Source organism: Dermatophilaceae bacterium Sec6.4 (genome assembly GCA_039636865.1).
GTDB lineage: Bacteria > Actinomycetota > Actinomycetes > Actinomycetales > Dermatophilaceae > Allobranchiibius.
Map to the genome: position 1 here is coordinate 310,071 of CP144172.1, position 13,116 is coordinate 323,186.

Genomic DNA, 13,116 nt, shown 5'->3' on the forward strand with positions numbered 1-13,116 from the left:
AGGCTCCTCGTCGGAGGGGTTAGGTTGCCTATATGCCGACCGGCCCGCGACCGCCCCGGGCGGTCACCACCGTCCACACCGAGCGCCTCACGCTCCGCCCGCTGACCGCACACGACGCCGACGACGAGCGAATCCTGGGTTGGCATACCGATCCGTCCGGGTACGAGCTGACGTACGAGCCGCCGTTCCCCGACCTCACGACCGCGTCCCAGCATCTGCACGCGTGGGTTCGCAGGTGGGAAATCCAGGGCATCGGCTACTGGATCGCCGAGCAGAACGGGCGCCCCGTCGGCATCGGAGGTGTCGACGAGCTGCAGCACGAGGGCACCCGGTATCTCAACCTGTCCTACCGCCTCGACCCAACAGTCAGAGGCAGCGGACTCGGTCGGGAGATGACCCGCGCTGCCACCTCGTTCGCCGCCGAATGGTGGCCCGACCTACCTGTGGTGGCTCGGATCGCCCCCCGCAACACGCCCTCGCTGCGCACCGCCTACCGCGCCGGGCTGACCGACGCGGGCACCTGGTGGCGCCCGCACGAGCCTGCCGGCAACGAAATGACCCGCCACCTGCAGACGCCGGTCGTACGGGTCGATGGGGTGCAGGTGGGGACATCGGAATACAACGAGCTGCTCGACCTGTGGTGCGCGGTCATCGAGACCGGTGGCTCCGTTGGCTTCGAACGGGGGGCACCGCGCGGCGCGGTCAAGCGAACTCTGGATCTCCACCTGGACGGTCCAACCACCACGCTGGTGCGGCTGCACGCTGCGACACCGGCCTCGCTCGAAAACCCCTCAGTAGCAGGTGAATTACTCGGATTCGGCTTCGTGGTCGGCCTGGGGTCCGTGGCGCGGCACCGATGCACCCTCAAGCGGGTGATGACCGACCCGCAGCACCGAGGCGCCAACCTCGGACGGCTACTGATGGGCGCGCTACACGCGACAGCCCGCGCGAACGACTACGAACTGGTGCAGATCTCCTACCGCGGTGGCACCGGACTGGAGAAGTTCTACGAGAAGTGCGGGTACGTCGAGACCGGCAGAGTGCCCGGCGGACTGCGGTTCAGTTTCGGTGACCGCGATGATGTCGACATGACCCGCCGCCTGGACGGGCAACCGCTGCGCTGATCACGACTCTGCCCGAGTCATGAACCTGCCCGCCGCTGCGCGATCCGGGTGATCAGGACGTCCAGCCCGGCGCCGAACTCCTCCTCGAACCGGTTCTCGGTCAGACCGACGCGCAATCGGTGAATGACCGGATAGGTGTTTTGATCCAGGTCGCCCAGCTCAGCGGGATCGTCGGCATCGGCCACCTCCTCGCGCTCCTGCGTCGTCCGGGTCGCGCTGATCGAACCGGGGACCGGGTCAGCGGGATCGACCGGGTCGTGGTCGCCACTGTCGTCGCCCGCCTGGAACGAACCGTCCCCGGGTAGGGGGTCGTCGATCACCATCTGGCTCGTCTCCAGCAGCAGGTAGCCGAGCAGGAAACTGTTGAATGTCCGGTAGGTGAAAAGCACGTCGTCGTCGGAGAATCCCGCGTCGCCGAGGTGTTCCAGCATCGTCTCGATCCAGCGCAATGACCGCAGCGGCGGGTTGACCCATGGCGCGCTGGGCGGACGGGTGGCTACCAGCGGAAAGGCATGCGGATGCGCCCGGGCATACCGCCGCACCCCCCAGGCGAGGCTGGTGAGGTAGGCCGCCCAGTCGTCGTTGCTTACCTCCTGCAGGATGTCGGCGTCATCGCCCAGCTCATCGACGATGTGGTCGACCACGGCATCGAACAACTGCTCGCGGTTGTCCACATACCGGTACAACGTCATGACCCGCACGCCGAGACGCCGGGCAACCGAGCGCATCGAGGCAGCCGCGATTCCCTGCTCATCGACCAAAGCGAGCGTCTCGGTCACGATCTGTTCGGTCGTCAGCCGGCGCCGCGAACTCCGGACCGGGTCCCCACCGTCTGTGCTCATCGCTCACCTCCACGCATGCATCAGTGCGGTCAGGTATCCGCGCACCTGACATTCCTGCGAAGTGTAGGAGCCCGGTAGATCGGGTACACCGAAGGCAGCTGTCCACCCTGCGTATGTACACCGTACGCAAATTTGCGTACGGTGTACATAACGCGGTCGACGCATCCATGATCGAGCCATGAGCAGGAGGCACCGATGAGCCACTCCGATGATGCACCCGCACCCGCAAAGCCCACCGACATTCCGAAGGCCGGGTGGTTCGCGATCTCGAAGCGAGCCGCCAGGCAGTTCAAGCAGGACAACGTCACCGACTTCGCAGCTGCGCTGACGTACTTCGGGATCCTGGCGATCTTCCCGACGATCCTGGCGCTCGTCTCGGTGCTGGGCCTGCTGGGCAAGAACCAGACCGACAACGTCGTCAAGAACATCTCGGCCGTCGCGCCGGGGGGCGTCACCAACGTCCTCACCTCGATCATCGACCAGGTGCAGGGCAAGGCGGGCGCGGCAGGAATCGCGCTGATCATCAGCCTCGCGCTGGCCTTGTGGTCCGCATCGGGATACGTCGCGGCGTTCATGCGCGCCTCGAATGTGATCTATGGCGTGCAGGAGGGTCGACCTATTTGGAAGACCGCCCCGGTGCGCTTCCTGGTGACGCTGGCCCTCGTCGTGATGCTCGCGGTGAGCGCGGTGATGGTGATCGCAACGGGCCCCGTCGCCTCGCAGCTCGGCACGGCGTTCGGCATCGGTGACACCGCGCTGCTGGTGTGGGAAATTGCCAAGTGGCCCGTTCTGCTGATCATCGTGAGCCTGATGTTCACGCTGCTCTACAAGGCGTGCCCCAATGTCAAGCAACCCGGTTTGCGCTGGGTCAGCCTCGGCGGGGTGATTGCCGTCGTCGGGTGGATCATCGCCTCAGCGCTATTCGCGGTCTACGTCTCCTTCTCCGGCTCCTACAACAAGACCTACGGAACGTTCGCAACCGTCATCATCTTTCTTGTCTGGCTGTGGATCTCGAATATCGCCCTGCTACTAGGTGCCGAGATCAATGCGGAGGCCCAGCGTGAACGCGCCATCCAGGCGGGCCTGGACGACGACGTGGAGCCGTTTGCGGAACTACGCGACACGCGCAAACTCGACGAGCCGCAGCAGCGGGAGGCCGCAGAGGCGGCCGACATCCGACGCCGCCAGATGGGCAGTTAGAAAATATTTGCGTACGGAGTACGCAACATGGGTAGGTCACCCATCAGGACCATTTCCCGACAATCGAAGGATCTCCCACATGAGCAACAATCAGACCGACGTCAAGGACAACAGCCCTCTGGTCACCCCTCAGGGGCGCACCTCCATTGCCGACACGGTGGTCGCCAAGATCGCCGGTATCTCCACCCGCGAGGTGGCCGGCGTGCATGACGTGGGCGGCGGTACAGCGCGCGCAGTCGGAGCGCTACGTGATCGGATCCCCGGATCACGCACCAACCACTCCCAGGGCGTCACCGTCGAGGTCGGCGAGCGACAGGCAGCAGTGGATATCGACCTCGTCGCCGAGTACGGCGTTGCCATCGCCGACCTGGCAGCAGGCGTCCGCCGCAATGTCATCAGCACTGTGGAGTCGATGACCGGGTTGGAAGTAACGGAGGTCAACATCACCGTGCACGACGTTTTCCTCGACGACGGAACGGGTGAGAACGACAACCGCGCGGAGTCCCGTGTCGAGTGAATCCGCCCCCGCCGCCACAGCCGATCGGGCAGAGATCATCGCGCACGCCGTGCTCGCCACCCCCGGCGTCCACGACCTGCACGCAGGCGCCGTCGGACAGGTGGCCACCTATCTGCCCGGGCGCCGGGTCAACGGCATCCGAGCCAGGCCGGACAAGCACGATGCAGATGGCGGATACGACATCCACATCGTGCTCGCCTGGGGAGCTGCGGCTCTCACTACAGCCGACGCGGTACGTGCATCCGTGCAGGCAGTAGCACCTGGTCGCGTCGACGTCACCATCGAGGACGTGGCGCCGAAGTCAACGCCACGACTGGAGACCTCGCTGTGAGCGAACGCTCGAAGGCGCACCGGGCGGTCGCTCGTCGGCTGCACCCGGACATGGGCGGTGACACACGGGAATACGTTGCGGCAATGGCTCGGGTAGATGCGCATTTCAAGCAAGCGACCGGCGCAGGCGACCTACACGTCGTGACCCGAAACCGGACCCTGTCGTCCCTCACACGACGAGCCGGGCGCGCTGCCAGCACCATCCGGACCCGGCTCCCCCGCGGCTGGCCGGGCGCCCGCCGGTACGGCCGGCTCTAGCCCACCTTTTTCCGCACCACTTCTTGCAAGGAGAACAGTCCATGAACCGTTCCGCTCTAGGCCTCCTGGCCGGCCTGCTGATGGCTGTCGCGATCATCGTCGGAGGTTTCTACGGCTTCCTGGTCGCCCTGGTCCTCGGTGTCATCGGCTACGTCGTCGGCGCACACCTGGACGGCGATCTGGACCTGTCCCGGATCATGCCGCAGCAGCGTGACCGACGTGGCTGAGGTGGCTGAGGTGACTGAGGCGGCCGGCGGAAAGCGGTCTGATCCTGCCGCACGCGGCGTACTGGACATCCGGACAGCCGCGATCGAACACCTCGTGGAGATCATCGCCGATGAGGTACCCGGCACCGTCCGGTTCGCCAACACGCTGGACAAGCTACGGAGCCGGGGTTACCCGAACGCGCAGGCCAGCGTCCGTGGATCCACCACCTGGATCAGCCTCGATATCGCCGTGCAGTGGCCCAGCCCGGTGGAGTCCATCGCCGCCCACGTCCGGTCCCAGGTGCTCACCGAAGCGACCCGCCTGTCCGGTAGCGAGGTTCGGCGAGTGGACGTGACCGTGCACGTACTGTCCGCCGGCCAGGTCGGCCCACCGCGAAGGAGGGTGCAATGACCCAGGATGCACTCACAGCCAAGAACCCACCCCGGGCGACGCCTGCGGCCGCTGTCACCGGCACGATCGTGGCGATCCTCTTCGTAGCGCTCGCGGTCGTCGGTATCCACGACCTCTTCGTCACGCAGGGTTGGGCTCCGGGAAATTCGTGGACGCGAGACGCCGTCGACGCCGTCGACGGCACGACCCGCGCAGACTGGGTGGTACCGCTCGCGGTGGCCGCGTTGCTGCTCGGCCTGCTGCTGCTCGTCGTCTCGCTGCGGCCGCGACGCACAACCCATCGCCCCGTGGCCGACCGCGAAGAAGCGGGTGACGTATGGGTCACCCCCGCTGTCCTCTGCGCACTGGCCAGGTCTGCAGCGGAGGACGCCCCCGGGGTCCTGCACGCCACACCGAAAGTTTCCGGGCGTCGGATCAAGGTTGCGTTGCACACCACACCCGGCGCTGACCGCGACCGGTCGGTCGCAGCTGCCGAGCAGCTCATCGCCACGCGTATCGGCTCCCTCAGCGACCTGCGCGTGCAGGTTTCCGCCACGGAGGTCGGGGCATGACCCGGGCACCGTTCAAGACCGACCGACTGGCCACGATCATTGTGGCGCTGCTGCTGCTCGTGCTGGGTCTGGCACTGATCGACTGGCGCTACCGGCTCGTCTTCTCGGGTTATCCGAAGCGCATCTCGCTCGGCTCGCTGCCGTCGTGGACCGCCAGCGGCTGGTGGCCCTGGGCGTTCGCGCTCGTGGCCCTCACCCTGGGACTGATCGGGCTGTGGTGGTTATTCGCACACACGCGCAGCACAACCTCCAAGGCCGTCAAGATGCCACAGAGCAGCGAACACGGCACCGTCACCCTCGACACGTCGTCGTTGTCCGGCGCCGTCGCGAAATCCTTCCAGGACCTCGGCCCGTTCACGTCCGTCACAGCGACGACCACCGAGTTGAACGGGGCCAGGGCCCTGCTGCTGACCGCGCAACTGGACGAGTGCGCCGACGGCACCAGCATCGATGAAGCCGTCCGCACCCTGCACTCGCAGTTGCGGTCCGCCTTCCCCGACCAGGGCGTCACCGCGCGCGTCCTGCTCACCGAGCCCCGGACGCGTCGCAGCGCCCGGCCCGACAGGTCATCCATCCGGGTGTCCTGACACACCAGAGGAAAGAGATCCCCACGGGAATCGCAGACAAGGCATCCAACGCAGCCGAAGACCTCAAGGGCAAGGGCAAAGAAGCCGCCGGCGACGCCACCGGTGACGACAGCACCAAGGCCGAAGGTCAGGCCGACCAGGGCAAGGCGTCGGTGAAAAAGGTCGGCGAGAACATCAAGGACGCCTTCAAGAGCTGAACTCGTCCGACCCGTTCCATCCGTTTCTCGAAAGGACCACGTTCGTGATCTCCGAAAACCAGATCCAGTCCATCTCCGGCGGCAACGCCATCGACTCCGAAGGAAAGAAGGTCGGCTCGGTAGGCCAGGTCTACCTGGACGACCAGTCCGGTAACGCCGCGTGGGTGACCGTCAAGACGGGGTTGTTCGGCAACTCTGAGACCTTCATCCCGCTACGCGACGCGGAGGTCGACGGCGACGACGTCAAGGTGCCTTACACCAAGGACAAGATCAAGGACGCGCCCCGCGTCGACGCCGACCAGCACCTGGACCACGACGAAGAGCGCAAGCTCTACGAGTACTACGGCGTTGACTACGGCACCCCTGCCGCTGGAGTTGCCGGCACCAACGATCACGACCACGCCGACCACGCCGACCACGCCGACCACGCCGACCACGCCGACCACGCCGATCACGCGGATCACGACCACGACGGTCATGACCACGTCGGCGACGACCGGCATGACCGGAGCGACGAAGCAGGCGTCGTAGGCCATGACACCTCAGGTCCGACCACCGACGAGGCGATGACCCGCTCGGAGGAGCAGGTCCGGGTCGGCACGGAATCGGTCGAGACCGGCCGGGCGCGACTGCGCAAGTACATCGTGACCGAGAACGTCACCACCACGGTGCCGGTCAGCCATGAAGAGGTCCGCGTCGTACGCGAGCCGATCACCGAGGAGAACCGCGGTGACGCGGTCCGAGGCAACGACCTCACCGAAGAAGAGCACGAGGTCACCCTGCACGCCGAGCAGCCCGTCGTGCAGAAGGAGACCGTTCCGGTGGAGCGGGTCCGGCTCGACACCGAGACAGTCACCGGTGAGCAGGAAGTGACCGAAGAGGTCCGCAAGGAGCGCATCGACACCGATGGTGCCGAGGGCGACGACCGCCGCTGACCCAGTAGGACGATCCGCGCCGCAATCTCCGATGGAGTTTGCGGCGCGTTTCGTTCATCGCTCTGGGTACCTCGCGCGTAGGACAGCCGCCGCAGCGTGGCCGCTACGGACTGCGCCCTCCATCGTCGCGGGCCACCCCGTATCGGTCCAGGCGCCGGCGAGGACCAGTCCGTCGACAGGGGTCCTCGCGGGGGGCCGCAGCGCGCCGCTGCCCGGGGCGGCGCGGAACGTCGCGTCCGGCTCGCGGGTAACGAAGAAGTCCAGCACGGTTGCGTCGCTCATACCGGGCAGCAGGGCACACAGGTGCGGCATCGCCCACTCGCGCAACTGCGCCACCGGGGTGTCGACCAGGTCCTCCGCCGCCGAGATGGAGACCGCGAGATACTGCCCGTGCGTCAACCCCGACACTTCGGTACGGTCGAAGACCCACTGCAGCGGGCTGTCGACGGCGGCAATGAACTCGCCGTCCAGCACCGTACGGTCCAGGATCACGTGCAGGTTGACGATCGGCGCCGAACCGAGCCGCTGCGCCAGATCCGGCGGCAGGCCGAGCTGCTGCAGATCGGTGATCTTTTCCAGCGCTGTCGGCGGAACCGCCAGGACGACCGCATCGAACGTCGTCTCGCCGTCGGCGGTACGGACGTTCCAGCCGGTGGGCGAGGGCGCGACCTGACTCACCTTCGCCCGTAACAGCACCGACACCCCGGCGCCGCCCAGAGCGGTCGCGGCAGCGTCGCCGTGCAACTGCTGCAGCGGCACCGTGGCCCAGCCGATATCGGCGGCCGCACGGTCGCTCAACATGCCGAGCTGGAATACCGTCGCCGCCATCGCAAGCGAGCTGTCGTCCGCGCCGGCGTTGATCGTCGCCTTGCCGATCAGCTCCCAGACGGCCTCGATGGACCGGTCGCTGCAGCCCCGCTCACGTAACCACGCACCGAAACTCTGCCCGTCGACGCCAGGATCACGCACGTCGAGTCGCCGCATCGCCAGCGCCACCGGGGCGACGCGGGCCCGCTGCGAGAGCGGGAGCCACCGGTACCGCGCGAGCGCAGCGCCCAACTGCAGCGGCGCCGGCAGCCCGTTGCGACGCAGTCGACTGACCCGCGGGTCCAGCTCACTCGCCACCCGCACGTCGAGCCGGTCCTGCAGCGCGGTCTGATCGCGCACGCCCAGCCGGTCCAGGAAGGACAGGTACTGCGTACAGCACCGCATGAAGACGTGTTGGCCGTTGTCGACCCACAGCTGCCCGCGTCGGAAGGAATGGGTCAGCCCGCCGAGTTTTGCGCGCGATTCCAGCAGTGTCACCTCAGCGCCGTCATCGGCGAGACGCAGTGCGGCAGCTATCCCGGCCAGACCACCGCCGACCACGGCCACCCTCACCGGGGCAGCACTGCCCGGCTGAGCGCCCCAATCGCAACGCGGCCCTTCTCCAACGCAGGCAGCGAGAGACGGGCGTCATACACCTGAGTGGGGTTCTCGCGAATACGCAGCAGCAGTCGGTGGTATATCTGCGCCATTGCCGAGCAGCAGGCGGCACTGCGGCGGTCCAGGTGCGGCAGCAGGCGCTCACCGAGCTGGTACCAGTGATCGGCGCGGCCTGCAGCGAAGGCGATGTACTCGGCCAGCCGGGCATCGGGATCGGCCAATGCGCCGTGCTCGTCCAGTCGCAGCTCGACACCGAAGCGCTCCAGCTCATGGGCGGGCAGGTAGATCCGACCGATCAGCAGGTCCTCCCGGATATCCCGCAGGATGTTGGTCTGCTGCAGTGCAATACCGAGCTGGTCGGCGTACAGCGATGCGCGGGGGTCGGCGTCGTTGCCGAAGATCGACAGGCACAGTCGGCCGATCGACCCGGCGACCCGGCGACAGTAGAGCGTCAGCTCATCGAAGGTGTCGTAGTGCACACCCTCCAGATCCGTCTCGACCCCGTCGATCAGTTCCCCGAATGCCTCCAGGGGCACCGGGAAGTGCTGCGCGCTGTCGCGGACCGCCACGAGGACCGGATCGGTGGCGTTGTCCAGATCGCCCAGCCGGGCACGCACGGCCTCCAGTTCGGCGGTCTTGACCGCGAGCGGAGCGTCCTCGTCACCGATGTCGTCGATCAACCGGGCCAACGCGTAGAGCGCGCAGAGCGACCGGCGCTGGGGTGGCGCGAGCAACCGGATTCCGTAGTGAAAATTGCGGGCCTCCTCGCGGGTGATCCGCTCGCACTCGTCGTACGCAGCCTCGATCGTCACGCAGGTTTCCTTTCGGTGATCAGCAGCCGCAGCGCATGCCGCAGGACATCCACGCGGCGCGGACTCGGTACGGCGTCCCACACCTCCCCGTGGCTGCGCTCGATGGCATCGGCCGTAGCGAGCGCGCCCGCGACGAATCCCGCAACCGCGATACGAGCCCATCCTCGCAGGTCCGCCACCAGTTCAGGGCCCGCTACCAGGAGATCGCGGCACCGGGTGACCTGCTCCAGGACGACGGCGCGGGCGGCACCCCGGTGCTCGGGCAGGGCCAGATCGGCGCCCGACAGACCCCGCCGGACCAGATCATCGACAGGTAGGTAGACCCGACCCTGCGCGTGATCTTCCGCGACGTCCTGGCAGTGCTCGAGGATCTGCAGTGCGGCGCACACCTTGTCCGAGCGTTGCTCCCGGATGGTGCCGTGCTGCTCGAAAGCAGCCAGAACCAGTCGCCCGATCGGATGCGCTGAGAGTGCGCAGTAGTCCAGCAGATCCGCGAAGGTCTGGTAGGTCGTGACCCGCTGGTCCATCAGGTTTGCCCGGATCAGTGCATCGAACTGATCCAGCGGTAGATCCAGCTTCAGGGCGAACGGCTGCAGTCGGCGTAGCCGGGGATCCTGCGGAAGCTGCCCGGAGCCGGCCGCGCAACGCCGCAGGTCCACGGCGTACGAGGTCAGCTGAGCAACCCGGTCACCCTGCACGACGTCACCGAGATCGTCGATATGACGCGCGACGTCGTAGATACGGCTCAAGGCCTCACGGTGGCGACGAGGCAACACCCGCAGCGCTACCGGAAAATTCTCCGAGCGGGCCCTCCCGTCGATGTCGCCGTCGGCGACGCGATGCTGGGGTGACATGAAGGGAACCTGACTGTCGGGCGGCTCGGTCTGCCCATCCTCGCTCAGTAGACGTAGACCCGCTCACTCATCTGCAGCGCGCCGCTGGAGATGAGGTAGTCCTGCGCACTGGTCGACACCCGGCAGCAGCCGTGCGAGTCGGGGTAGGGCGGGATACTCGGCGCGCCGTGCACTGCGATGCCGCCGTTGAAGTAGAAGGGCTTGTAGAGCCCCCCGAGCGCGCCGTACTCCCATCCAATGGTGTTCTTGCGGTAGATGCTGAAGGTGCCACTCGGAGTGTTCGCGACCATCCGGCGCCCGTAGTAGGTGAAGGCCCGACCTGACCCGGTCGAGGTGTTCAGCGTGACGAGGCCGCGGCCCCCGCGCGCCACGATCAGCAGCTGGCGCGCCTTGTCGACCTCGATGTGGTCGCCGGAGTAACGCGGCCACACGCGGTACCGCATAGCGATGGCGTCCCAGGTCGCCGGGCCCACGACGCCGTCGCGCGGCAACCCGCGGTTCTTCTGTACGGCCCACACCGCCTGCTGCATCAGCGGACCGAAGGAGCCGTCGACCGCTCCCAGCCAGTACCCCGAATCGGACATGAACTGCTGCGCTGAGCGGACCCAGTTGCCCTTGTAGCCCATCCGCAAGGTGGGGCGACCGGCGGTCGCCGCGTCGGCCGGGCCGGCGAGCGCAGTGGCCCCCAGAACGGCGAGGGCCGAGGTGCCGGCCACGCTGGCGAGGAGGGTTCGGCGATCGATAGCGGTCATGATTTCTTCCCCTGTGTGCGATGTCACCGGCGAAACCGGTCTGTCTATGGTAGGACGCCGCTACGACAGAGTTGGTTGATCACAGGATGGTCACGACGTGTTGAACCTGCAGACGGTCTCCACGTCGGGTAGGCGCTCCAGTTGCCGCACCATCAGATCGGGATCCCCGCGCAGGCGCGCACTCAGCTCAATCCGCACCCTTTCGTCTGCGGTGCTGAACACGAGGTGCTCCAGCGTGGCGCCGCGGTGGCGCAGCACCCGGCAGATCCGCTCGAGCAGTTCAGGAGTCGAACGGGCCACGACCTCCAGGTGGGCGATCGCCATCACGCCTGCCCCAGCATCACGCCTGCTCCATCATCTGGGTATTACTGGCGCCGGGCGGGACGAGCGGCCAGAGGTTCTCCTGCGCATCGATCGACACCTGCAGCAGGAATGCTCCCGGCGCGCCGAGCAGGTCGGCAATGCCCTCCGCGACCTCCTCCTTGGCTTCGATCCGTCGGCCGGGGATCCGGAACGCCGCGGCCAGCGCGACGAAGTCGGGGTTGTCCTCCAGCGTGGTTTCGCTGTAGCGGCCGTCGAAGAACAGCTCCTGCCACTGGCGGACCATCCCCAGCCGCTGGTTGTCCAGGAGCACGATCTTCACCGGCAGGTCGTAGCGCCCCAGGGTCGCCAGTTCCTGGATATTCATCATGATCGAACCGTCGCCGGTCACACACACGACCATGTCCTCGCGCCTGGCCTGCTGCGCTCCGACCGCTGCCGGCAGGCCGAATCCCATCGTGCCGAGGCCGCCGGAGGTGATGAAGTCACTGGGGTGCTCGACGCTGACGTGCTGGCAGGCCCACATCTGGTGCTGCCCGACATCTGTCGTGACGACCGTGCGCGCCGGCATCCGGTCGGACAGCTCCTTGAGCAGGGCCGGTGCGTAGATGCCGGGCCCCGCGTGGTCGTAGCGCCATCCGTGAACCGCCGCCATCTCACGCACCCGTTGCCGCCAGGGATCGATCGACGGGCGTACCGCAAGCTGCGGCAGCACCCACCGCAGGTCATCGAGGATGCTGACGTCGGCTGCGCGAATCTTGCCGACCTCGGCCGCGTCGATATCGAGGTGGATGACCTTGGCGAGCGGCGCGAAGCCGGGAACATGCCCGGTGACACGGTCATCGAAACGGGCGCCGACGGCGATCAGCAGGTCGCACTCCTGGACCAGCAGGTTCGCCGCCTTCGTGCCATGCATGCCGAGCATGCCCAGATGCAGAGGCCGGTCGCCTCCGACGGTGCCCAGGCCCTTGACGGTCGACGTCGACGGGATGTCGCTGAACTGTGCGAACGCGCGTAGTTCCTGGATCGCGCCGGCTGCCAGGACACCGCCACCCACATACAGCATCGGGCGTTGCGCCGCGAGGATCAGCTCGCGGGCCGCACTGATGGCCACGGCGTCGACGGCCGCCGGCTCGGATCGGCCGACGGTCGCTGCAGCTGCCGGAACAGGCATCGCCGCCAGCTGCACATCCTTGGTCACATCGATGAGCACGGGCCCAGGGCGCCCGCTGCGGGCAATGTCGAAAGCCTCGTCCAGCACTCGCGGCAGGTCGGCAATATCGCGTACGAGATAGCTGTGCTTCGTGCAGCTCAGCGACAGGCCGAGCACGTCGACCTCCTGGAAGGCGTCGGTGCCGATGAGTGGGGACGCGACCTGCCCGGTGATCGCGACGATCGGCACCGAGTCCAGCAGCGCATCGGCGAGGCCGGTGATGAGATTCGTGGCACCCGGTCCCGACGTGGCGATACAGACCCCGACCTGTCCGCTGGAGCGCGCGTGCCCGATGGCGGCGAGGGCGGCGGCCTGCTCATGCCGCGTCAGAACATGGGTCAGTCCACCGTCGTAGAGGGCGTCGTAGAGCGGCATGATCGCGCCGCCGGGGTACCCGTAGACCGTGCGGATGCCGAGCTCGCGCAGCCTGCGCGTGATCCAGCGCGCGCCGGTCGTGGTCGATGCCTCGGTCGTGGTCGATGCCTCGGTCGACGCCGCATCGGGAACTGGGCTGTCGAGCAGGTCCTGGATCATGGCTGGTCCTCTGTAACTCTGGTCTGGAGATTAAAAAAGCGCCCTA

At 67.1% G+C, this 13,116-nt stretch carries 17 protein-coding genes; 10 read left to right on the plus strand and 7 right to left on the minus strand.

All coding sequences use genetic code 11. From position 1 onward, the window contains the following. Positions 1–32: 32 nt before the first annotated feature. Entirely contained in the window at positions 33–1,124 is a 1,092-nt protein-coding gene (locus V3G39_01515) for a GNAT family N-acetyltransferase (protein XAS76739.1), read from the plus strand. A 17-nt stretch (positions 1,125–1,141) separates the two neighbouring features. Here the strand turns inward: V3G39_01515 and V3G39_01520 are convergent, their stop codons facing one another. Beyond that, on the minus strand, positions 1,142–1,966 hold the full coding sequence (locus V3G39_01520; protein XAS76740.1) for a TetR/AcrR family transcriptional regulator: 825 nt from the start codon (positions 1,964–1,966) through the stop codon (positions 1,142–1,144). Positions 1,967–2,161: 195 nt separating this feature from the next. Between V3G39_01520 and V3G39_01525 the strand changes: the two genes are divergently transcribed. From V3G39_01525 to V3G39_01565, 9 genes are all read left to right on the plus strand, one after another. After that, on the plus strand, positions 2,162–3,166 hold the full coding sequence (locus V3G39_01525) for a YihY/virulence factor BrkB family protein (GenBank protein XAS76741.1): 1,005 nt from the start codon (positions 2,162–2,164) through the stop codon (positions 3,164–3,166). 79 nt (positions 3,167–3,245) lie between these two features. Next, entirely contained in the window at positions 3,246–3,683 is a 438-nt protein-coding gene (locus V3G39_01530) for an Asp23/Gls24 family envelope stress response protein (GenBank protein XAS76742.1), read from the plus strand. Beyond that, complete coding sequence (locus V3G39_01535; protein XAS76743.1) at positions 3,673–4,014, plus strand: hypothetical protein; 342 nt, start codon at positions 3,673–3,675, stop codon at positions 4,012–4,014. The genes V3G39_01530 and V3G39_01535 overlap by 11 nt, the downstream gene beginning before the upstream one ends. A 298-nt stretch (positions 4,015–4,312) precedes the next feature. Next, the gene (locus V3G39_01540; GenBank protein XAS76744.1) at positions 4,313–4,498 is read left to right on the plus strand and encodes a DUF2273 domain-containing protein; all 186 of its coding nucleotides are present in this window, start codon (positions 4,313–4,315) and stop codon (positions 4,496–4,498) included. Continuing rightward, positions 4,491–4,889, plus strand: coding sequence for an Asp23/Gls24 family envelope stress response protein (locus V3G39_01545; protein XAS76745.1), 399 nt, complete (start codon positions 4,491–4,493; stop codon positions 4,887–4,889). The genes V3G39_01540 and V3G39_01545 overlap by 8 nt, the downstream gene beginning before the upstream one ends. Beyond that, positions 4,886–5,440, plus strand: coding sequence for a DUF6286 domain-containing protein (locus V3G39_01550; protein XAS76746.1), 555 nt, complete (start codon positions 4,886–4,888; stop codon positions 5,438–5,440). The genes V3G39_01545 and V3G39_01550 overlap by 4 nt, the downstream gene beginning before the upstream one ends. Then, on the plus strand, positions 5,437–6,027 hold the full coding sequence (locus tag V3G39_01555; GenBank protein XAS76747.1) for a hypothetical protein: 591 nt from the start codon (positions 5,437–5,439) through the stop codon (positions 6,025–6,027). The genes V3G39_01550 and V3G39_01555 overlap by 4 nt, the downstream gene beginning before the upstream one ends. Before the next feature lie 17 nt (positions 6,028–6,044). Next, positions 6,045–6,224: a CsbD family protein gene (locus V3G39_01560; GenBank protein ID XAS78157.1), complete on the plus strand. Its 180-nt coding sequence runs from the start codon at positions 6,045–6,047 to the stop codon at positions 6,222–6,224. A 44-nt stretch (positions 6,225–6,268) separates the two neighbouring features. Continuing rightward, positions 6,269–7,159: a PRC and DUF2382 domain-containing protein gene (locus V3G39_01565; GenBank protein ID XAS76748.1), complete on the plus strand. Its 891-nt coding sequence runs from the start codon at positions 6,269–6,271 to the stop codon at positions 7,157–7,159. 54 nt (positions 7,160–7,213) lie between these two features. Here the strand turns inward: V3G39_01565 and hpnE are convergent, their stop codons facing one another. From hpnE to ilvG, 6 genes are all read right to left on the minus strand, one after another. Further along, positions 7,214–8,539 carry a hydroxysqualene dehydroxylase HpnE gene (gene hpnE, locus V3G39_01570; protein XAS76749.1) on the minus strand — a complete coding sequence of 442 codons (1,326 nt, stop codon included), beginning with the start codon at positions 8,537–8,539 and terminating at the stop codon, positions 7,214–7,216. Then, complete coding sequence (gene hpnD, locus V3G39_01575; protein XAS76750.1) at positions 8,536–9,396, minus strand: presqualene diphosphate synthase HpnD; 861 nt, start codon at positions 9,394–9,396, stop codon at positions 8,536–8,538. Before hpnD ends, hpnE begins: the two co-directional genes overlap by 4 nt. Next, entirely contained in the window at positions 9,393–10,250 is an 858-nt protein-coding gene (locus V3G39_01580) for a squalene/phytoene synthase family protein (protein ID XAS76751.1), read from the minus strand. The genes hpnD and V3G39_01580 overlap by 4 nt, the downstream gene beginning before the upstream one ends. Before the next feature lie 44 nt (positions 10,251–10,294). Then, positions 10,295–11,002, minus strand: a complete 708-nt coding sequence (locus V3G39_01585) for a L,D-transpeptidase family protein (GenBank protein XAS76752.1) — start codon at positions 11,000–11,002, stop codon at positions 10,295–10,297. Between the two features lie 90 nt (positions 11,003–11,092). Then, complete coding sequence (locus V3G39_01590) at positions 11,093–11,326, minus strand: ACT domain-containing protein (GenBank protein ID XAS76753.1); 234 nt, start codon at positions 11,324–11,326, stop codon at positions 11,093–11,095. 16 nt (positions 11,327–11,342) lie between these two features. Then, complete coding sequence (gene ilvG, locus V3G39_01595) at positions 11,343–13,070, minus strand: acetolactate synthase 2 catalytic subunit (GenBank protein ID XAS76754.1); 1,728 nt, start codon at positions 13,068–13,070, stop codon at positions 11,343–11,345. Positions 13,071–13,116 lie beyond the last annotated feature (46 nt).